Raw genomic sequence first — 19,233 nt, forward strand, 5'->3', positions numbered from 1 at the left:
AAAAGCTCCTACTACCTCTACTATATTCTGCTTCCCTTCTTCTATGTCTTTCGTGAAACTAAATATATGTTAGAATAAAAATGGAAATTACCATGGAAAGAAGGCATACTTTAAATGCATATTTCAATTATTTTAACAATGCTAGCTGTTGGGCTTATCTTAGGTTTTGTGGGAGCAGGAGGTTCTGGATTTATTATTTCTCTTTTAACATTATTCTTTAACGTTCCTGTTCATATTGCTTTAGCTACTGCTCTGGCAGCCATGATTTTCTCTTCTCTTTCCGGTGCCATCAGCCACTACCGTGAGGGAAATGTTTCACTTAAATCAGGCATTATTATTGGGGTTGTAGGTGCTTTAGGAGCATGGCTTGGCTCTCACTTTTCAAGCTTTATACCCGAGGAGCAATTAACTTGGTTGACAGCCAGCATGTTATTTTTATCGGGCGTTTTACTATGGGTGCGAACTGTTGTGCTATCAAGAAAATCCGGCAACACCCCAATACCGCAGGGCGCTCATTTTGTGATAGCGTCCATATTAATTGGAGTAGTAACCGGGCTCTTATCCGGCATGTTCGGTATAGGATCCACTCCATTCATTCAGCTTGGACTAATGATGATACTTGGTTTATCGCTTCACAAGTCAGCGGGAACAACTATGTTAATCATTATTCCCATTGCCATTGGAGGAGGAACAGGTTATTATCAACAGGGCTTTTTAGATATTCAATTATTATTTGAGGTAGTTGTTGGAACAATGGTAGGTTCATATATCGGTGCTAAGTTCACAAACCGCGTGCCAACACCCGTGTTAAAAACATCTCTTGTTGCTTTACCCATCTTTTCAGGCTTTTTGCTTATTGTATAAAAAAGCGCATTCCTATGCGCTTTTTTTTTTAAGTTTATTGGACAACTAGCTTTATTTGATTTTGTGAAGGATCTTTTGTAAAGATAGCATGCTCTTCTTTGCTGACCTCTGCGCCTATCTCTTTCAAACGATTCACCACTATATCTCGCTTTTTTTCATCTGGAAACTCAATTGTAAAATACTTCATGCCAGGGCTGCTTTCAGACGGTGCATCCGCTCCTCTTCCATTCCAAATATTCACTCCAATATGGTGATGATATCGCCCTGTGGACATAAATAATGCTTGGTTAGGAAATTTGCTAACGACATCAAACCCTAGCTTTTCATAAAATACTTTTGTTTCTTCTAAATCAGCTACGTGCAAATGAATATGCCCCATTACTGTATGACTTGGTAACCCTGCCCACTTTTCATTTTTTGCTTCTGCTAACACAGCTTGAGCATCAAGGGGAAGCGTAGCCATTTTAACTTCATTATCACTCCACTCCCAGTTAGCATTAGATCGATCTCGATATATTTCAATTCCGTTACCATCAGGATCAGCTAAATATATCGCTTCACTGACTAAGTGATCAGAAGCTCCTTGCAATGGATACCCGGTTTTAACTAAATGACGAATAACCTCGCCTAAGTCAGCACGTGATGGTAATAGTAAGGCAAAGTGATAAAGGCCGGTTTTACGTTCCTGCTTGGGCTCTGGTCTAGAAAGCTGCTCTAATGTAACGAGAGGTGTTGTTCCGTCTGTTGTTAATACAGCTTTCGTACTGGATCTTGTTAGAACTTGAAAGCCTAACACCTCTTCATAGAAACGCAGCGATTTTACAATATTATTTACGCGAAGCGCAACCTGGCTAACAAATGTATGAGGCTTTTGATGAAATGACATTTTTTTCTCTCCTTCTTTTTTATTTAAAATCCACGGATATTTATTTTATATAATTAACTTACTTTATGTAAGTTAATTATATTATAAAAAGAAAATTCGTCAAGTTGTTTTACTCCTTTACTTTAGTAATAAACTACTTTATTACTTCATTAGCACGGACTCTTGAGAATCGTCATAAAGACATGATTTAATCAATGTCAGGAGGGGTGATTATGACATTATCTTGGATTTTATCTTACATAGTTGTTTCATTAACAATTGTATTAATTCCAGGTCAAGACATGCTCTTTGTCCTGACTCAAAGCTTAACATCAGGCATTAAAGCAGGAATGAAAACAGTACTAGGCTCCATTACCGGTACTTTCATTCATACGCTCTTGGCAGCTGGAGGTCTGTCTATTATTTTTCAGCAGTCCGTATTAGCATTCAATATTTTAAAAATTGTTGGTGTGCTTTACCTTTTATTTTTAGCTATTCAGTCATTTCGTTCTAAATCTGAACCTTTATCTTTGACTTCCCATCAAATGAGTACAACACGCTTCTTTAAAAAAGGTTTTTTCACCAACTTGTCTAACCCAAAGGTAGCTATATTCTTTATCACATTTTTGCCTCAGTTTGTGAATCCATCCTTAGGTTATGTAGGTCTACAGATGTTTGCTTTTGGGTTAATTTTTATTTTAGAAACGCTAGTTATCTTTTCGCTTGTAGCATTTTTTGCTTCTTATCTTGGAAAACGTGCAAAAAATAATGGGCGCGTGCAGTCATCATTAAAATATATACAGGGTACAGTATTTGGCATTTTAGGTTTAAAATTGTTATTTACAGATCACTAAAAGAGCTTGCTTATGCCAAGCTTTTTTTTATTCATATTAATTATTCTTTTATACATACTAAGTAAAAAGCCTAAAAAAGCAAGGAGTACTTTCATGGATTTATTAAAAGATTTCCTTATTTTATTATGTAGAATTATTACTATTCTGCCACTTTTGCTTATTATGACTCTGTTTATGGGCAGACGCTCAATTGGTGAGCTTCCCATATTTGACTTTCTCATTTTAATGTCTCTTGGAGCAGTTGTAGGGGCCGACATTGCTGATCCAGAAGTTGAACATATTCACACAGCTGTTGCAATTGTGATGATCGGCATCTTTCAAAAGATTATTGCTTATTGTAAGATTCGCTATCGTTCTTTTGGAGAAAAGATTACGTTTGAACCAGTTGTCGTTATTAAGGATGGCTTATTTTTAGTTAAAAACCTTCAGCGTATTCGATACTCAATTGATAATATCTTATATATGCTCCGTGAAAGTAACGTCTTTGATATTAGCATTGTAAAAATGGCTGTTATTGAATCTAATGGTAAACTAACTGTTCAAAAGAAATCGTCTAAAGAAACTTTAACACGGGAAGACCTGCATATTTCAAACAGTAAAATAGATTTGGCTTACCCTTTAATTATTGAAGGAAAAGTATATGAGGATGTATTAACTCACTGTAACCAGACAAAAGAATGGTTAGTAGGCGAGTTAAAAACACAGGGTATTGAAAGCCTCTCTGACATTTTCTTTGCGTCATTGACTGATGAAGGTAAACTACATGTCTCACTATATTCACCAAACAATTCAGCTCCTCCCCTTCATCATTAAAAATTCAGCTTGCTTTATTAAGTATTTATACTGTAGACCTCCTAATGGTAAACTGTTTTATTGAATATTTCTGAATAAATGTACAGCATGGACTTTTATAGATTTAACTGTGAAGTTATGCTATTTTAGTAGATACAAGATTGTTTGCGTATTAGGAGGTTTATATGGGCTTTATTGACTCACTATCATCAGTTGATGGTTGGAAAAATATCGGTTTAGCAGTTGGGATTTTTTTGATTTTCCTTGTGCTTCGTAAACTGTTTACAACTTATTTATTTAAATTTATTATCGGGTTTGTGAAGAATAAAAAAATTGATCTTATCACGAGTATTTTAGAAGCATTTGAAAAGCCAATGAGGTGGATTTTTGTAATCATTGGTATTCAGCTTGCGCTCCCTTATTTACCATTTGAACTTTTAACGGTTGAGCGTGAAAGCCAGATTATACGTTCTGCTTTTATTATTCTTGCAGGATGGGGACTTTACAATTTGGCGGATGCAACAGCGCTCTTTTTCTCAACTTTCTCAAAAAATTTTGATGTACAAGTAGACCGCATTGTTATTCCATTTGTTGAGAAATTCATCCGCATCATCGTTGTTGTTTTATCTGCTTCCATTATTGGTGAAGAATGGGGCTTCAATGTTAATGGATTCGTAGCCGGCCTAGGACTCGGAGGGCTAGCATTTGCCCTTGCAGCTAAAGATACGGTTAGCAACCTTTTTGGCGGAGTTGTGATTATCACAGAAAAGCCTTTTACAATTGGAGATTGGATTAAAACACCAAGCGTTGAAGGCGTAGTTGAAGATATTACATTTCGAAGCACAAAAGTACGAACATTCGCTCAAGCGCTTGTAACGGTTCCTAATGCAACGCTATCAAATGAGCCTATTGTAAACTGGGCTAAAATGGGGAAACGTCAAATATCATTTCATTTAGGATTGAATTATAATACCCCTAAAGAAAAACTGGAGACCTCAGTTGAGCGTATTAAGCAAATGCTGATGGAAGATGAAGATATTCATAAGGAAACGATTATTGTTAATTTTGAAACCTTTAATGAATCGAGCCTTGATGTGCTGTTATACTTCTTCTCTAACACAACAGCTTATGCTGACTATTTAGAGGTAAAAGAAAAGATAAACTTTAAAATTATGGACATTTTACAAGAAGAAGGCGTTGACTTTGCTTTTCCAACTCGTGCTCTTGTCATGCAACAATCCGAAGATATTATTAAACAAGATACAAACATATTGGAAAGATCTCGCGGTTAACAAAAAGGTTGCTAAATAAATTAGCAACCTTTTTCCTTTCTATTTTATTTTGAGATAAACATTTGTGTCCAGTAATGCCCATAGCTTCCGCCTTTAACATAACCTACTCCAATTTCTGTAAAGCTACTGGATAAAATATTTTTTCGATGTCCTTCACTATTCATCCATGATTTCACAACGGCTTCTGGTGTCGCTTGTCCAGCAGCAATGTTTTCACCTGCTGTTTTATAAGAGATGCCAAAGTTTTTCAGCATAGTAAAAGGACTTCCGTATGTAGGAGAAGTATGACTAAAATAGTTTTTATCAATCATATCTTGAGATTTATAGCGAGCTACTCGTGCTACTTCCCAATTAGATTTTAACGGTTTTACCCCTACTTTCGCACGCTCTTCGTTCACAAGCTTTACAACTTGCTCTTCAAAAGATTGAGCCGTAGTGTTTACGCTTGGTACATTAATTTTTTGACCAGGATAAATGACATTGTGGTTCGAAATACTCGGGTTTGCATCAATAATTTCTTGAACACCTACCTGGTATTTCACTGCAATTTTCCACATAGTATCTCCTGATTGAACAGTATGTACTGTAGATGCTTGAGCGGTATGATTTAATCCAAAAACAAGAGTGACAGACAACATTGTAATTGATGATAATTTTAATAAAGTTTTCATAATCATATTAAAGCAAATTTTTTGACAGATTAATAGCGGTAATAATCACCTATAATACTAATTTAAGAGAATAGCTTATACAAAAAAACGCACGGTTAACCGTGCGTTTTTTTATGAAGATAGGGCCTGTGACGGCTCCACTTCAGGGATCGCCATTGGTTCTGAAACGACTTCAGTTACCTGACGACGCTTGATGACTTCCACGTATTGAATATGATGGTTTTCCATTGCTTTTACTTTAAACTCATACTGTTCAAACGTAATAACATCCTGTTGTTTCACATCATATTTTTCTGTTAATACCCAGCCACCAATCGTATCGATCTCTGTATCATCAATCCGGATGTCAAGAAGCTCGTTAATTTGACTTACTAGCACTTTTCCATCCACAATATAGTGGTAGTCTTTCACTTTTTGAATAAGGGGCTTTTCATCTGTATCAAATTCGTCACGAATTTCACCAACGATTTCTTCTAAAATATCTTCAATTGTTACAATACCCGCTGTACCACCATATTCATCAACTAAAATCGCCATTTGAATACGTTCGCGCTGCATTTTTAGCAGCAAATCATGAATAGAAATCGTTTCAACCACTTGAATAATTGGACGAATATAATCTTTTAAATGAATTGATTGCGTATCTTTCATAACAATCTCAGTTAAGATTTCCTTCATGTTTAACAAACCAACAATATGATCTTTATCTCCATCAATAATAGGATAGCGAGTAAATCGCTCTTCTTTTGCCATATCTAAAATATATTCAATCGTATCTTCTTGATCAATCGAGACCACTTCTGTTCGCGGTACCATAATTTCTTTTGCCACTCGGTCATCAAAGTCAAAGATCTTACTGACATATTTAAATTCTGATTGATTAATTTCACCGCTTTTATAGCTTTCTGATAATAAGATGCGAAGCTCTTCTTCACTATGTGCTAATTCATGCTCAGATGCTAGTTTTAGTCCAAATAAACCTGTTAGCAAGCGAGCTGAACCATTAAGTACCCAGATAAAAGGATACATGATTTTATAAAAGAATATTAGCGGTTTTACAAATAATAGAGTCACCGCTTCAGCTTTTTGAATAGCAAACGTTTTAGGAGCTAATTCTCCAACTACCACATGTAGAAACGTAACGACAGCAAATGCGATGACAACTGAAATGACGGTAGATAATCCTCCCTCAATGCCGAGTTGTTCAAAAAGTGGTTCAAGCATGTGAGCTACAGTAGGCTCACCTAACCACCCAAGGCCTAATGCTGTAATTGTAATTCCTAGCTGGCAAGCGGATAAATATTCATCAAGGTTGGTAATAACTTGCTTCGCAGCTTTTGCATTTTTGCTCCCTTCCACTACTAATTGATCGATTCTAGAACTACGAATTCGAATAATTGCAAATTCTGTAGCAACGAAAAAAGCAGTTAATGCAATCAGCACCGCTAATAAAATCAAGTTAAATATGTCCAATCAAGTTCCTTAGCTCGTAATAGTACGAGTAAGGAGTCACCTCCTAAGTGATTAAAAGTTTAAAACACTTTTTATTCCTAAATAGTTATTTCTTTTTATTTTAAATCTAAAAAACTGTGTCGTCAAACCTTTTAGCTAGTGTTCTAACACGAATCTCAAGTATAAATACCTTACACCTTTTATAAAACACACTCTTACTTTTTACTTTTCAAAGGCATATAGAAGCTGACAATCACACATATTAGGCCTATCAAAAAGAGAAAAACAGGCACCTCATTTAAAAATACTGTCAGGTAATCACCTGCTTTCCTTGCGTGAATGGGAACTAAATTCAATTCCATGATGAGACTAACGAATGCAATTGCTTTTAAACAAACTCCTAACAAAAACAACCCTAGTCTACTCCTGATTCCCAATAAAAACATTCCTTTCACATATTCATCTTTTACATTCCTGTAATGACAGAATTTTCACTTATTATCAAAGTATGAATTTCCCAAACTACTTATCACTGATTATTTATATATATGAAGAAATAAACTACCCGATATTTTTTATATAAAAAAACCGCATCTTTTGTAGATACGGCTTTTTTGCTTTTATTACTAATGAAAGGAAAAATCTAATGAGATTCTTATGTAAAGCTAAAAAACAACTGATAATTTTTAGATAGTGCCCCAAACATCTTGAGCAATTTTAACGACATGACTAATTTTATTCCATTGCTCTTCTTCTGTTAGTTCATTTCCTTCTTCCGTACTTGCAAAGCCACATTGAGGACTAAGGGACAGATTTTCTAGAGGAATAGATGCACTCGCTTCTTTAATTCTTTGTTTAATAACTTCTGTATCTTCTAGCGTAGGAAACTTAGATGTTACTAGTCCTAATACAACTGTTTGGTTGTCACGTGTAAAGCTTTTTAACGGTCCAAAATCTCCTGAACGATTATCATCATATTCAAGGAAAAGTCCATCTACATGTAAGTTAGCAAAGATTGCATCGGATATAGTATCGTAGCCACCACTAGTAATGTACGTAGACCTAAAGTTCCCACGACAGATGTGCATCGTAATAATCATATCATCGGGCTTTTTAGAAATAGCGTCGTTTAAGCAATTAACTCTCGTATCAATAATATCTTTTACATCCATACCCAACTTCTCCACAACTGCATCGATACGCTCTTCAGAAACAAAATCAATCCATGAAGTGTCATCTAACTGTAAGTAGCGGCATCCTGCATCATAAAAAGCTTGAATCGCTTTTTGATAAGCAACTACCGTGTCATGATAAAACTGTTCTCTATCTCCATTATAATAAGTGTCCTCTTGAATTCGAGTAAATAGCATGTTTGGGCTTGGAATAGCAAACTTAGCAACTTGACTTCCATCACCGTATTCTTCAACGGCTTCTTTTAAAAATGTAAAATGTTCTAGCATATAATGATGGTTGAAATCTACTTTACCAACTACCTTAATTGCTTTATTTTTTGTTTTAGCACCTTTAAATTGACTAATATACTCCGTTTCAAACTCTTCTACACCCTCTAGGCCTGATAAGAAATCCAAGTGCCACCAAGCACGTCTAAATTCTCCGTCAGTGATAGATTTAAGTCCCACTTCAAGTTGTTTCTGGACAAGCTTTAAAATCTCCTGGTCCTCTACAGATTTTAAAGCCGTCTTGCTAATTCTACCATTGATATAAGCTTCTCTTGCTTCTTTGAGAGGAGTTGTTCTTAAAAAGCTCCCTACGTGATCAGCTTTAAATGGAGCTTTCACTAATGTCTTTGTCATAGTTCTATTCCCTCTTTCTATTCAAAATAAAAAACCTCATCTTAAAGATAAGAAGAGGTTAATAGTCATTATCGGTTCTTCTCCTATCTTCAAGCAAGTTGCTACTGGAATTGGCACAGTACTTAAACAGTCTGTTGCCGAGGCTTCACGGGGCCAGTCCCTCCACCTCTCGAGATAAGAATATTCAATTAATTAACTAGGAAAAATATTACACTTATTTTCTTAACCTGTCAACAAGGAATTTGAAAAATCAGAAATGAAACATTTTTCTTGTAATATTGAGGATTGATGCATATCCGAATTCATAAAAGATAAAACGTGCTCAAATATACCTTGTCACTTTACTTGTCTCTATCTATATGATATATGTTATAATCATGTGACCTAGGTTTTAAATAAGGAGGAACCTCACAAAGATGTTAGTTAAAGGATTACAACTATTAAAATATGTCTTTTTAATCGGAGCTGTGGTATACGGAATAATTGCTTTTCAAAACAGTGATTCCACCAACTATATTGCTTATTTACCATACATTCAGTTAATGCTAAGTTTATTTTTATTTATTGAAGCTGTTTTGACGTTTAAGGAAAGCAAACTGCATTCAGCATTTTTTCTAGTCATTTCTGTGTTCTGCTTCGCTATCTATTTTGAAGTGTAAAAAAAGCACGCTGCTCATAGCGTGCTTTTTCATTTCTCATTTCTTAAAGCGGTTACAACTTCGCCGATTGGAAGATATATTTGACTATCAAACACATAGTCATAGTGAGTTGGCTCTTTATTAATAATAATCATTGGTATCTGACCAAGTTTTCTAACTAGTAAAGGAATTTGATTAATAGGCGTTACTTGCAAAGATGAACCCATTACAATAAATAAATCGCTCTGTAAAGCTACCTCTACAGCTTCTTCAAAACAGTGAATTGAATCTCCAAACAAAACAACATTAGGCTTTAATACCTCTTCACATGACGTACAACTCGGTAATCCCGCTTTGTTTAGAAAATCTAACCCAAATTCATTTTTACACTTTTGACAATGTGCTCGCTTAATTGTTCCGTGAATTTCATATACATTCTTACTTCCTGCTTTTTGGTGCAGCCCGTCAATATTTTGTGTAATGACATGCACCGTCTTTTCTTGTCCTAATTCTGCTATAAAGTCATGGCCTGAGTTAGGTTCATATTCATGAAGTAGCTTTACACGAAAAATCTCTTTAAATAGCTCCCAGAAAAGCACCGGATCATTTCGATAAAAAGAAGTGGAAATCACATCTGAAAATTCTAAGTTCTTTCGATACAATCCATTCTGAGAGCGAAAATCAGGTATGCCTGACTCTGTACTTACTCCCGCCCCCGTAAAGAAACAAATTCGCTCTGCTTCTCCAATTTGTTTCTTTAACTCTTCAAGTTGCATATTCATTGGCTCTCTCTCCTACTTAACAATAAGTACGGGTATCTTTACATGCTGAGCAATTTTATGACTTACGCTTCCCAAAAACATTTCTTTTACTGGATTTAACCCTCGACTTCCAACTACTACAACATCAAAGTGATTGTTGTTAGCAAATTGAATAATAGTTTTAGCAGCATCTCCATGAATAAACGTAATTTCATATTCTATATTAGATTTTGCTAACACTTCTTGTGTTGTTTGGATACGCTTTTCTCTTGTTTCATCTATTCCAAGCGTATTCAACCTACTATCTCCTTCTACCGCATATATCACTTGAACAAAGCTGCGGTCAGTTAAGTTCGCTAGAGTAACCGCTTTTTCAGCTGCTCTAGCAGCGTGTTCAGAACCATCTGAAGCTAATAGAATTCGCTTGAACATGTCTTCACTCCTTTTCTATCAATTATAACAGCTCTACTAATTTTTATTCCATTGAAGAAATCGATATAAAAATTAAATTTTCTAAAAATACCCTCGCTTTTTGTGTTATACTAATAAACAGAAGTGCTATACTAAATAAAAGCTAACTAAAAGGACTGATGGCTATTATGGGTTTTGAGCTGATATGTACCTTTTGCAAAGGGCTTGGGAAAGTAATGATTATTCCTGGCATATTCTACACAAAAAAGTGTAAGCATTGCGAAGGTACTGGTTTGAAATTAAAAAAAGACGAAACTCCTCTGTAAGAAGTCTCGCCTTTATATCGTTTAGATTGATAATTCTTTTGATAGTTGATACATACGCTCATCAATATGATGAGGCTCACCTAAGATTTCCATAATATTATAATCAACAATTTCGTTTTTACGGATACCGATTGCACGCCCGCCTTTACCTTCCATTAATAACTCAACGGCGCGGCCACCAAAACGACTTCCTAACACGCGATCTTGTGCAGTTGGTGATCCACCACGCTGAATGTGACCTAGAACCGTAACGCGAGTTTCAATTCCAGCAGCTTCTTCAAGCTGTTTTGCTACTTCATTTCCTGTAGCTACACCTTCAGCAACAACAATAATACTATGTTTTTTGCCACGCTCTTGGCCTTTCTTTAGACGATCTACCATCTCTTGGAACTCATCTTTTGCTTCAGGAATTAAGATTGTTTCAGCTCCTCCAGCTAATCCAGACCATAGAGCAATATCTCCAGCATTACGTCCCATTACTTCAATAATAAACGAACGTTCATGTGAAGTAGCCGTATCGCGAATTTTATCAATCGCATCGATAACAGTATGTAAAGCTGTATCGAACCCTAGAGTAAAGTCTGTTCCTGGAATGTCATTATCAATCGTTCCTGGAATACCTACACATGGAAAACCTAGCTCAGTTAGCTTAACAGCTCCCATGTAAGATCCATCTCCACCGATTACTACTAAGCCTTCAATACCGTGTTTTTTTAGGTTTTCAATACCTTTACGGCGTCCCTCTTCTGTTTTGAACTCTGGACATCTTGCAGAATACAACATTGTTCCACCGCGTTGAATGATATCCCCAACATCACCCACTTCAAGCTTTCGAATATTTCCTTCAATTAACCCTTGATATCCTTGATAAATACCGTAAACTTCCATTCCTTCATGAATCGCTTTACGCACAACAGCACGAACCGCAGGATTCATTCCTGGAGAATCACCGCCGCTTGTTAATACACCTATTCTTTTCATTAATTTTCACCTCATCAAAAGTCAAATCAATTGACACTGTATTCTATTTTTACATTCTACATGACTACAAAGTATTTGTGTAGTAATTCACAACAGATTTCTATTATTATTTTTAAATGTCCTTACATTTTCATATGTTTTAGTTATTAACAGTTAAATATTCAATTTTTTTCTATTTTTTTAAAGGAAAATACATCTTTCTACTCGCTATAATTTTCATTTTTTTCATATTTTGTAATGAAAATGTAACGTTTTAACCTGTCGAAAGGTGTTATGATTATTTTACGAAAATTGACGGAAAATTGATGGAGGACCATTATGAAGAAACTTGTAGCAGTTTTTACCCTCGCTAGCTTTTTATTTGCTAGCCCTTTAGTTAGTCAAGCTGCGCTAGGTGATCAAACATTAAAGCAGGGCATGAGGCATCAAGATGTTCAGCAATTGCAGCAACTTTTAAAGAAAAAAGGTTATTTTACTGGCAATACAACAACTTATTTTGGCCCAGCTACATCAAATGCAGTTAAATCATTCCAGCGTAAAAATGGACTGTCTGCCGATGGAGTTGTTGGAAAAGGTACATACGCAAAGCTAGGAGTGAAAACTTCTTCACAGACTTCTACGTTTAATGCTTCAAAAGTTATTAACAAAGGAAAACAATATATAGGTGTTCCATATCGTTGGGGTGGAACAACGCCTAGCGGATTCGATTGTAGCGGCTTTATTGGTTATACTTTCAAGCAGAGCGTTGGCATTACTCTACCTCGAACTGTGGCCGAGATTTATAAAAAAGGTACTCGAGTAACAAGCTTGCAACCTGGGGACATCGTGTTTTTTCAAACATACCAAAAAGGTGCTTCACATGCTGGCATCTATATGGGCAACAATCAATTTTTACATAGCTCATCTTCAAAAGGTGTTTCAGTTGCTTCATTAAAAGATAGCTATTGGAGTAAGCGTTATATCGGTGCAAAAAGAATTCGTTAATCAAAAAAAGCCAACTTACGTTGGCTTTTTTTAACGACAAAAACTATAGTATTCATTAATGATATCTAGTACTGTTGGATACTCATCTACCCACGTAAAGTTAGTCTTCTCGTTTTGTTCTTGTTCTGTTTCTTTTTTAATTGTAATTTGCTCCACAAAATATCTCTCCCTTTTTCTGTTATATAACATATATATCGTTTTCCTTTTGTTTTATAACAAAAATTCTAAAAAAAGAAGACGTGCTAAAAGAAGCGCTCACGATTTAGTGAGCGCTTCTTTTAATCCGCTTGAATTTTAATGTAGCATGTACGATTTCTAGGGCCATCAAATTCACAAAAATAAATCCCTTGCCACGTTCCTAATAATAGACTTCCATTTTCAATAATAATTTGCTGTGAAGAACCGACGGTGCTTGCCTTTAAATGGGCTGCTGTATTTCCTTCAAAATGTTGATCTTTTTCATCAATCCAAGGATATACCTCATCAAACCTTCTAATCATGTCACGTTTTACATCTGGATCTGCATTTTCATTAATTGTGATACCAGCAGTTGTATGGGGGCAATACACCGTGACTACTCCGCTTTTCACTTTTTTTCTCTTGATTTCCGCGTTTACTTCACTTGTCACATCAACCATTTCATCACGACTACTCGTTTGAATCTTAAATGAATGTAACATGTTTTCACTTCCTTTTTTGTTAGTTAGCATAACATCTACTGAACTCGCAAAGACTAGTATATATTCTTTTTTATCGTACTGTTTTTTACTACTGAATTCAATATACGGTTAATGACATAAAGGCGGTGAAGACTTGCTCAATTCAACTTTTCAACGAGATACAGAGTATGTGGTTAAGACATTTCTAGAACTAGCAGGTGACAGCAGTGACATAGCTTCAAAAAAGCTATGGATTTCATCTACTGATTTCTTTTATATCCTTTATCTACAAGGACTTGTAGATAGCGAAAAGCTGAATCAACTAACAGAAAAGATGGTTCAGTCTAAAACCTCCTCTCCAGTCAATACACTAGATCGTTGGGATTCTTTTATCTCAACAATTGAAAGTACTGAGATTTACACATACAAGCAAGCTCTCACTTCTTTTTTCAAAGGAGAACCTTTATTATTTATTCATAATCGTACAACAGCCTACTCATTAAACATGACAATGGCTAAACAGCGTACATGGAGTGAACCAACAACTGAAAAAGTAGTGCGCGGTCCAAAGGTTGCATTAATTGAGAATTTAGAAGAAAATATCGGTATTTTAAGGCAAAGAGCCAGTGATGCAAACTTAATCGTGGAGGATGTTTTTATAGGAGAAGAACAGCTCCATCGAACATCAATGGTTTTTCATAAAAAGCAATGTCAACCTCATATAGTGAATCAAGTTCGTGAAAAGCTTCAACACATTAACCTTAATAATGTTCAAGATTCTGGAATGATTGAAGAATTTCTCGAAGAAGCTCCGTACTCCCCTTTTCCCCAAGTCCAAAATACGGAGAGACCCGATCGCGTTTTAGCAGCTATTAATGAAGGAAGAGTTGCAATTTTTGTAGATGGTTCACCTTTTGCTCTATTAGTACCAACAACAATTGACATGATTATGAAATCACCAGATGACTATTATGAAAGATGGTTGGCAGGTTCTCTCTTACGCCTTCTTCGCTATATTTCAATTTTCATTACGCTCTTTTTCTCAGCTATCTATATTAGCCTTGTATCGTTTCATCAAGGACTGCTTCCAACCGAGCTTGCCATTACAATTGCAGCAACGCGAGAAGACGTGCCGTTTTCACCTTTTATTGAAGCGATGGTAATGGAAGTGACCATCGAATTACTAAGGGAAGCCGGGCTTCGCCTTCCAACACCTGTCGGACAAACCGTTGGATTAGTAGGAGGAGTTGTTATTGGACAAGCAGCTGTAGAAGCTCATATTGTAAGTTCCGTCATGATTATTATCGTATCCGTTACGGCAATTGCTTCTTTCACCGTTCCTCAATATGGGATTGGTTTATCTTTTCGAATTTTAAGATTTGGTTCAATGATTATTGCAGCATTCTTGGGATTATACGGAGTCACTCTTTTTTTACTTATATTAGTTACACATTTAACAAAGCTTGAAAGTTTTGGAATGGAATATTTTAAACCTTTTTACGCTAAAAACAGTAAATCATGGAAAGATTCCTACGTACGCTTACCCTTTAAAAAAGCAAATGTAACGAAGAGATAAGGAGGCATTATGAAGCAACAAGATCAGCTGCTATCAAACTTTTATGCAATAGCAACCATTTCATGTACGATGCTCGGTGTAGGATTATTAACGCTGCCACGCTCTATTACTGAAAAAACAAATAATGCAGATGGATGGATTGTTTTACTAGTTGAATGGGGATTATTCTCTTTAATTATTATTTTGCTTGCTTGGATGATAAAATCTTTTCAAATTCAATCGCTATATGAATTTTCAAAAGAAGTAACGGGCAAATTTTTAGGCAGTATTATTAATCTTTTCGCCATTACTTATTTTACCGCTGTATCAAGTTTTGAAATTCGAGCTATGTCGGAAATGATTCAATTTTACCTTCTTGAAAGTGTTCCTTTGGGAGTAATCATCATTACGTTTATGCTCACATCACTCTATACGCTAACAGGTGGTATGAATACAATTAGTAAGATGATGGCTTTGTTTTTTCCTTTTACTATTATTATCTTATTAGCCCTTTATGGTTTTAGCGTTAATATGGTTAGCATTTCAAATCTTCGACCCGTTTTAGCTGATGGGATTCATCCAATTTTAAATGCATTTACAACAGTTTCTGTTTCATTTGTAGGTGCAGAATTAATCTTGTTTTTACCAAAATATCTAAAGAATAAAAAGCAAATTCGAAAGATAGCTCTCATAGGATTTGGGATTCCCCTTACCCTTTATATTATTACCTATATTCTTGTCGTTGGCGCTTTAACAGTACCTGAAGTTAAAACGATTGTTTATCCAACTATTGCATTTGTTCAGTCTCATGAAGTAAAAGGGATCTTTGTTGAACGCTTAGAGCTTTTCTTGCTCACAGTTTGGCTGTTACAATTTTTTTTAACGTTTCAGATGTTTAATTTTTTAGCTTTTTCAGGAATTACCATGATGTTAAAAAAGAATTCCACAAAGAAGTCCGCTATTATTCGTGTAACTCTAGCAGTTATCATTGTAGTAGGCTCACTTCTCCCTAAAACAGCCGGAGACGTTATTGCGTTTGCTGACCTTTTAGGCTGGGGTTTTTTAATTGTATTTCTTGCAGTTCCACTTTTCTTAGGGCCCATTATGCTAATTAAGAAACGAGTGAAGAAGATATGAATAAGTACTTGGCTCTCATCATGATGATAATTATATTAGTGGGTTGCTCTCGGCACCGTAATATTGAACAACTCTCACTCGTCATTGGCGTTGGTATTGATTCATTAGACACGGTAAACGAAAAGACGGATCAGCATAACCTTATGCTCACTCACCAAACTCTTGTATCTCCAGACCGAGGTGGGATGTCATCGTCCTCGTCCTCACCGTATAAAAACATTGTCACTAAAGGACCCACAGTACATGAAATTACACGAGATATTGCATTAAAACAAGACCCTTTGTTCAGTCAGCATCAGCGTATTTTAGTATTTGGTGAACAAGCTGGGAAGACCTTTAAATTAGACGCTCTGATGGATCAGCTTGCTAGGGATAATGAAATCCGCAGAAGCTGCCTTATTTTTGTTACAAATGGCCAAGCAAAGGATATTTTAACGATTAAAGGAATGGATACTCCACCGGTTAATGTCATATATGATTTAGTTGAAAATAGATATCGAACCAATAAAATACTTCCCACTTTATCATTAGGAGAAATATCAGCTAAGTTAGAAACGGACCAAAGCTTTTTAGTACAACGTGTTTCAAAGTTAGAAAAAGACATCCAGTTAAACGGAGCAGCTTTAATTAAAGGTAGGAAGATATACGCATTTTTATCTCAAAACGACTTACAAGCACTTAGTTGGTTAAGAGGGGATATTCAAGGTGGGATCGTGTACGGCAAGCATGGAAGGTATCCTTTCTCGTTTGAAATTGGTTCTGTTAAACAAAAAGTCAAAACCAAAGTTAAAAACGACCATAGCATTCATTTTGATGTCTACGTAAAGACATCTGGAAGGCTATCAGAAGATTGGGATGCTTCTGACCAGAAGCTTTCCCCTTCTTTTATTAACCATATTGAAAAAAATGTCGAAAAAATTATAAAATCAGATACAAGCAAAATAGTTCAAAAACTCCAAAATGACTATCAAGCAGATGCAATTGAATTTAGAGAATATGTACGAATTAACCACCCTTCATTTTGGAAGAAACATCGAAAAGAATGGGACACTATTTTTTCAAATTCTACTATTGATTATCATATTAACGTTACAATTGAAGATTTTGGAGCAAAAACAGACAGCGGCTAATGAGCCGCTGTCTTACTTTAATTCCATGATCATATAGTGATTTGTATATGACTTTCTTTCAAAAGAAGTTCGCTTTTCCTCTCGATCAAAATAAAATAACTCATCTTCCTGGTATTGAAAGGTATCACCTTTTTTATCCATTTCTTTAATAAACGACAGGTAATCATCCGAGTGAATTAAGTACCGCTCTGGTTTATCTGAAACTTGAACTACTTTTTCATTTCCTGTTTTCATTTTTGCTATACCAACTGCTAAAGGTATCGGATTTCCTTCTTGAAAAATAGTCTTATAAAAAATGAGCACAAATAATAAGCACGTAACGCCTACGACTAGCAAGATTTGTTTTTTTATTATCTTCACCTACTTTTCATATGGTTAACTCTATTATCAAGTGAAATTCTGCGTGAGCAAAAATGCTCTGCCATGTTATTTTTATGAAGGTTGATTGACGTAAAAGTATTTACGTTACTAATACGACAGCTTTGTAAAAAACACCTTTCTTTTATAAGAATTTGAATGGAAATATAACAGTTTCATTACCTTTCCGTTAAATCAGGTTTGCACTCCACATTTCCAATTAACTTCATGCTAAACTTGAGTCAATAATAACGTAAAAACTTTACGAATAGATAGGGTGTTGCGTATGAACAATGTTACTTTACAATCATATTTATCTCACTTATTTCCTAATGTCCAAATGAAAAAACCGCTTTTTTACAATGCACCAATAGGTATTCGATTCAAGCTAACAAATCAAAAGCGCGTGTGGGAACAAGGGTATATGAAAAATGTTTATAAACGCACATACCAAATTTTTAAAGCACTTCATGATGAAGAGGATGAGCTCATCGTAGTATTTCGTTCGCCATCTCCAAAAACTGAACTATCTTTTCTAAAGCGCACTGATATATTAATGAAAAAATTTATTCGCTCTCGGTTAAGAAAGACAAGCGTACAGCTGTTATCAACTAAAAATGAGTATGCTATTGCATGCAAGCCAACTGACTTGAAGCAAAAACAGTTACTACAATCTATTGCGAATCGCGATTTACATATCCAACCTGCGATTGAAGAGGAATGTTACATTATCAATGTAAGCAAAGGAACCATTTTTCATCTCTATGATGATCGAGCGTTAGATGTCGTATCTAATAATCAACGTTCGCTTGGGTTACTACAAGAAAAGTTTAAAGAATGGATTTTGGATATGGATGCTACTGAACATTCACCAATAAGCTAACAAAGCTGCTGTATCTATGAATAGATACAGCAGCTTTGTTTTATTTTATTTGCTTATTAAGCCACTGAACCGTGTGTTGAACCATTTGCGTTTGCTGTTCTTGAGGAGAAATCGTTGCTTTATTATCCCCTTTTTGTTCACCGTATAGACCAAACTGCGCATGGTTTGCTCCTTTTAACTCCACTATTTTGGCATTCCTTGAAAGTAAATGCTTTGTTTCTGAAATCTTATTGGGCGTTGATAAACCATCTCTTTCACCTGTTAGGGATAGAATTGGATAATTCGTGTTTGAAAAATCATTTTTATTCATTGGATAGGAAGCCAACAAAATAAGACCTTTTATCCTACTTTGATGATTATACGCATAAGAACTGGCTACAACTCCTCCCAAAGAATGGCCTCCGATAAACCAATTATCAATAGTAGGATATTCCTTCATAATTTCTTTTACCTTGTTACTTGAAAAGAAACTAACATTAAAAGGCGCATCTACTATGCCTACTAGATATCCTTGTTTTGCAACTTCTTGTGCGTAGTAACCGTATGCCATTGCATCTACTTTTGCGCCTTGATAAATAATATAGCCACCTTTTATATCACTATTGTCACTTGGCTGAAAGAGTAGGTAGCCATCTTTTTGTATCGCTTGCTTTGAAACGCCTAAATTTTCAACTTCTTGAGAATGCTTATAATCAAACTGTGTCCAAATGACAAAGAATGCTATCAAAACAGCAAGTAAAACCAAAACTCCTACTACTAGTACTTTAAGTAATCGTTTAAACATAAAATTCCTCTTTTCTTTATACT

Annotated in this window: 20 protein-coding genes and 1 riboswitch; of the genes, 10 read left to right on the plus strand and 10 right to left on the minus strand. The window is 35.4% G+C overall.

Annotated features, from left to right (window positions below; translation table 11 throughout):
- Window positions 1–114: 114 nt before the first annotated feature.
- A complete protein-coding gene (locus NIZ91_14280) occupies window positions 115–864 on the plus strand; it encodes a sulfite exporter TauE/SafE family protein (GenBank protein USY53914.1) in 750 nt (249 codons plus the stop codon).
- Window positions 865–898: 34 nt separating this feature from the next.
- On the opposite strand, the gene NIZ91_14285 is transcribed toward NIZ91_14280, so the two are convergent.
- Window positions 899–1,750: a VOC family protein gene (locus NIZ91_14285; GenBank protein ID USY53915.1), complete on the minus strand. Its 852-nt coding sequence runs from the start codon at window positions 1,748–1,750 to the stop codon at window positions 899–901.
- 212 nt (window positions 1,751–1,962) lie between these two features.
- On the opposite strand from NIZ91_14285, the gene NIZ91_14290 reads away from it, so the two are divergent.
- The 3 genes from NIZ91_14290 to NIZ91_14300 all read left to right on the plus strand — a co-directional run bounded on the left by NIZ91_14290 (window position 1,963) and on the right by NIZ91_14300 (window position 4,667).
- Window positions 1,963–2,583, plus strand: coding sequence for a LysE family translocator (locus NIZ91_14290; GenBank protein USY53916.1), 621 nt, complete (start codon window positions 1,963–1,965; stop codon window positions 2,581–2,583).
- Window positions 2,584–2,676: 93 nt separating this feature from the next.
- A complete protein-coding gene (locus NIZ91_14295) occupies window positions 2,677–3,396 on the plus strand; it encodes a DUF421 domain-containing protein (GenBank protein USY53917.1) in 720 nt (239 codons plus the stop codon).
- A gap of 164 nt (window positions 3,397–3,560) precedes the next feature.
- Window positions 3,561–4,667, plus strand: a complete 1,107-nt coding sequence (locus tag NIZ91_14300) for a mechanosensitive ion channel family protein (GenBank protein ID USY53918.1) — start codon at window positions 3,561–3,563, stop codon at window positions 4,665–4,667.
- 44 nt (window positions 4,668–4,711) lie between these two features.
- Here the strand turns inward: NIZ91_14300 and safA are convergent, their stop codons facing one another.
- From safA to NIZ91_14315, 3 genes are all read right to left on the minus strand, one after another.
- Window positions 4,712–5,338, minus strand: coding sequence for a SafA/ExsA family spore coat assembly protein (safA, locus tag NIZ91_14305; protein ID USY53919.1), 627 nt, complete (start codon window positions 5,336–5,338; stop codon window positions 4,712–4,714).
- 111 nt (window positions 5,339–5,449) lie between these two features.
- Window positions 5,450–6,811 carry a hemolysin family protein gene (locus NIZ91_14310; GenBank protein USY53920.1) on the minus strand — a complete coding sequence of 454 codons (1,362 nt, stop codon included), beginning with the start codon at window positions 6,809–6,811 and terminating at the stop codon, window positions 5,450–5,452.
- 665 nt (window positions 6,812–7,476) lie between these two features.
- A complete protein-coding gene (locus NIZ91_14315) occupies window positions 7,477–8,604 on the minus strand; it encodes a 5-methyltetrahydropteroyltriglutamate--homocysteine S-methyltransferase (GenBank protein ID USY53921.1) in 1,128 nt (375 codons plus the stop codon).
- An 80-nt stretch (window positions 8,605–8,684) separates the two neighbouring features.
- A riboswitch (SAM riboswitch) is annotated at window positions 8,685–8,785 on the minus strand.
- Window positions 8,786–9,020: 235 nt separating this feature from the next.
- Between NIZ91_14315 and NIZ91_14320 the strand changes: the two genes are divergently transcribed.
- Window positions 9,021–9,263 (plus strand): hypothetical protein, encoded by a 243-nt coding sequence (locus NIZ91_14320; GenBank protein ID USY53922.1) that lies wholly within the window; start codon window positions 9,021–9,023, stop codon window positions 9,261–9,263.
- 29 nt (window positions 9,264–9,292) lie between these two features.
- On the opposite strand, the gene NIZ91_14325 is transcribed toward NIZ91_14320, so the two are convergent.
- The 3 genes from NIZ91_14325 to pfkA all read right to left on the minus strand — a co-directional run bounded on the left by NIZ91_14325 (window position 9,293) and on the right by pfkA (window position 11,721).
- Window positions 9,293–10,024: an NAD-dependent protein deacylase gene (locus NIZ91_14325; protein ID USY53923.1), complete on the minus strand. Its 732-nt coding sequence runs from the start codon at window positions 10,022–10,024 to the stop codon at window positions 9,293–9,295.
- Between the two features lie 12 nt (window positions 10,025–10,036).
- The gene (locus NIZ91_14330; GenBank protein USY53924.1) at window positions 10,037–10,435 is read right to left on the minus strand and encodes a universal stress protein; all 399 of its coding nucleotides are present in this window, start codon (window positions 10,433–10,435) and stop codon (window positions 10,037–10,039) included.
- Between the two features lie 326 nt (window positions 10,436–10,761).
- Window positions 10,762–11,721 (minus strand): 6-phosphofructokinase, encoded by a 960-nt coding sequence (gene pfkA / locus NIZ91_14335; protein USY53925.1) that lies wholly within the window; start codon window positions 11,719–11,721, stop codon window positions 10,762–10,764.
- A gap of 318 nt (window positions 11,722–12,039) precedes the next feature.
- Here pfkA and NIZ91_14340 point away from each other — a divergent pair, with 318 nt between their 5' ends.
- Window positions 12,040–12,705, plus strand: coding sequence for an NlpC/P60 family protein (locus NIZ91_14340; GenBank protein USY53926.1), 666 nt, complete (start codon window positions 12,040–12,042; stop codon window positions 12,703–12,705).
- A gap of 278 nt (window positions 12,706–12,983) precedes the next feature.
- Here NIZ91_14340 and NIZ91_14345 read toward each other — a convergent pair whose 3' ends face one another.
- The gene (locus NIZ91_14345) at window positions 12,984–13,385 is read right to left on the minus strand and encodes a secondary thiamine-phosphate synthase enzyme YjbQ (protein ID USY53927.1); all 402 of its coding nucleotides are present in this window, start codon (window positions 13,383–13,385) and stop codon (window positions 12,984–12,986) included.
- A gap of 133 nt (window positions 13,386–13,518) precedes the next feature.
- On the opposite strand from NIZ91_14345, the gene NIZ91_14350 reads away from it, so the two are divergent.
- Genes NIZ91_14350 through NIZ91_14360 form a run of 3 tightly spaced genes read left to right on the plus strand, consistent with a single transcriptional unit; the run spans window position 13,519 to window position 17,186 of the window.
- Complete coding sequence (locus tag NIZ91_14350; GenBank protein USY53928.1) at window positions 13,519–14,940, plus strand: spore germination protein; 1,422 nt, start codon at window positions 13,519–13,521, stop codon at window positions 14,938–14,940.
- 9 nt (window positions 14,941–14,949) lie between these two features.
- Window positions 14,950–16,056, plus strand: coding sequence for a spore germination protein (locus tag NIZ91_14355; GenBank protein USY53929.1), 1,107 nt, complete (start codon window positions 14,950–14,952; stop codon window positions 16,054–16,056).
- Window positions 16,053–17,186: a Ger(x)C family spore germination protein gene (locus NIZ91_14360; GenBank protein USY53930.1), complete on the plus strand. Its 1,134-nt coding sequence runs from the start codon at window positions 16,053–16,055 to the stop codon at window positions 17,184–17,186. The genes NIZ91_14355 and NIZ91_14360 overlap by 4 nt, the downstream gene beginning before the upstream one ends.
- Before the next feature lie 12 nt (window positions 17,187–17,198).
- Here NIZ91_14360 and NIZ91_14365 read toward each other — a convergent pair whose 3' ends face one another.
- Window positions 17,199–17,546 (minus strand): hypothetical protein, encoded by a 348-nt coding sequence (locus tag NIZ91_14365; GenBank protein ID USY53931.1) that lies wholly within the window; start codon window positions 17,544–17,546, stop codon window positions 17,199–17,201.
- A 283-nt stretch (window positions 17,547–17,829) separates the two neighbouring features.
- On the opposite strand from NIZ91_14365, the gene NIZ91_14370 reads away from it, so the two are divergent.
- Window positions 17,830–18,426, plus strand: coding sequence for a DUF3885 domain-containing protein (locus NIZ91_14370; protein USY53932.1), 597 nt, complete (start codon window positions 17,830–17,832; stop codon window positions 18,424–18,426).
- A gap of 40 nt (window positions 18,427–18,466) precedes the next feature.
- Here the strand turns inward: NIZ91_14370 and NIZ91_14375 are convergent, their stop codons facing one another.
- Window positions 18,467–19,210, minus strand: a complete 744-nt coding sequence (locus NIZ91_14375; GenBank protein USY53933.1) for an alpha/beta hydrolase — start codon at window positions 19,208–19,210, stop codon at window positions 18,467–18,469.
- Between the last annotated feature and the right edge of the window lie 23 nt (window positions 19,211–19,233).

Source organism: Bacillus sp. 1780r2a1, from assembly GCA_024134725.1.
In the GTDB taxonomy this organism is placed as follows: Bacteria; Bacillota; Bacilli; order Bacillales; family Bacillaceae_H; genus Priestia; species Priestia aryabhattai_A.

Coding starts and splice junctions, on each gene's coding strand:
- NIZ91_14280 (USY53914.1), top strand. CDS start 115: ATGCATATTTCAATTATTTTAACAATGCTAGCTGTTGGGCTTATCTTA.
- NIZ91_14285 (USY53915.1), bottom strand. CDS start 1,750: ATGTCATTTCATCAAAAGCCTCATACATTTGTTAGCCAGGTTGCGCTT.
- NIZ91_14290 (USY53916.1), top strand. CDS start 1,963: ATGACATTATCTTGGATTTTATCTTACATAGTTGTTTCATTAACAATT.
- NIZ91_14295 (USY53917.1), top strand. CDS start 2,677: ATGGATTTATTAAAAGATTTCCTTATTTTATTATGTAGAATTATTACT.
- NIZ91_14300 (USY53918.1), top strand. CDS start 3,561: ATGGGCTTTATTGACTCACTATCATCAGTTGATGGTTGGAAAAATATC.
- safA (USY53919.1), bottom strand. CDS start 5,338: ATGAAAACTTTATTAAAATTATCATCAATTACAATGTTGTCTGTCACT.
- NIZ91_14315 (USY53921.1), bottom strand. CDS start 8,604: ATGACAAAGACATTAGTGAAAGCTCCATTTAAAGCTGATCACGTAGGG.
- NIZ91_14320 (USY53922.1), top strand. CDS start 9,021: ATGTTAGTTAAAGGATTACAACTATTAAAATATGTCTTTTTAATCGGA.
- NIZ91_14325 (USY53923.1), bottom strand. CDS start 10,024: ATGAATATGCAACTTGAAGAGTTAAAGAAACAAATTGGAGAAGCAGAG.
- NIZ91_14330 (USY53924.1), bottom strand. CDS start 10,435: ATGTTCAAGCGAATTCTATTAGCTTCAGATGGTTCTGAACACGCTGCT.
- pfkA (USY53925.1), bottom strand. CDS start 11,721: ATGAAAAGAATAGGTGTATTAACAAGCGGCGGTGATTCTCCAGGAATG.
- NIZ91_14340 (USY53926.1), top strand. CDS start 12,040: ATGAAGAAACTTGTAGCAGTTTTTACCCTCGCTAGCTTTTTATTTGCT.
- NIZ91_14345 (USY53927.1), bottom strand. CDS start 13,385: ATGTTACATTCATTTAAGATTCAAACGAGTAGTCGTGATGAAATGGTT.
- NIZ91_14355 (USY53929.1), top strand. CDS start 14,950: ATGAAGCAACAAGATCAGCTGCTATCAAACTTTTATGCAATAGCAACC.
- NIZ91_14360 (USY53930.1), top strand. CDS start 16,053: ATGAATAAGTACTTGGCTCTCATCATGATGATAATTATATTAGTGGGT.
- NIZ91_14370 (USY53932.1), top strand. CDS start 17,830: ATGAACAATGTTACTTTACAATCATATTTATCTCACTTATTTCCTAAT.
- NIZ91_14375 (USY53933.1), bottom strand. CDS start 19,210: ATGTTTAAACGATTACTTAAAGTACTAGTAGTAGGAGTTTTGGTTTTA.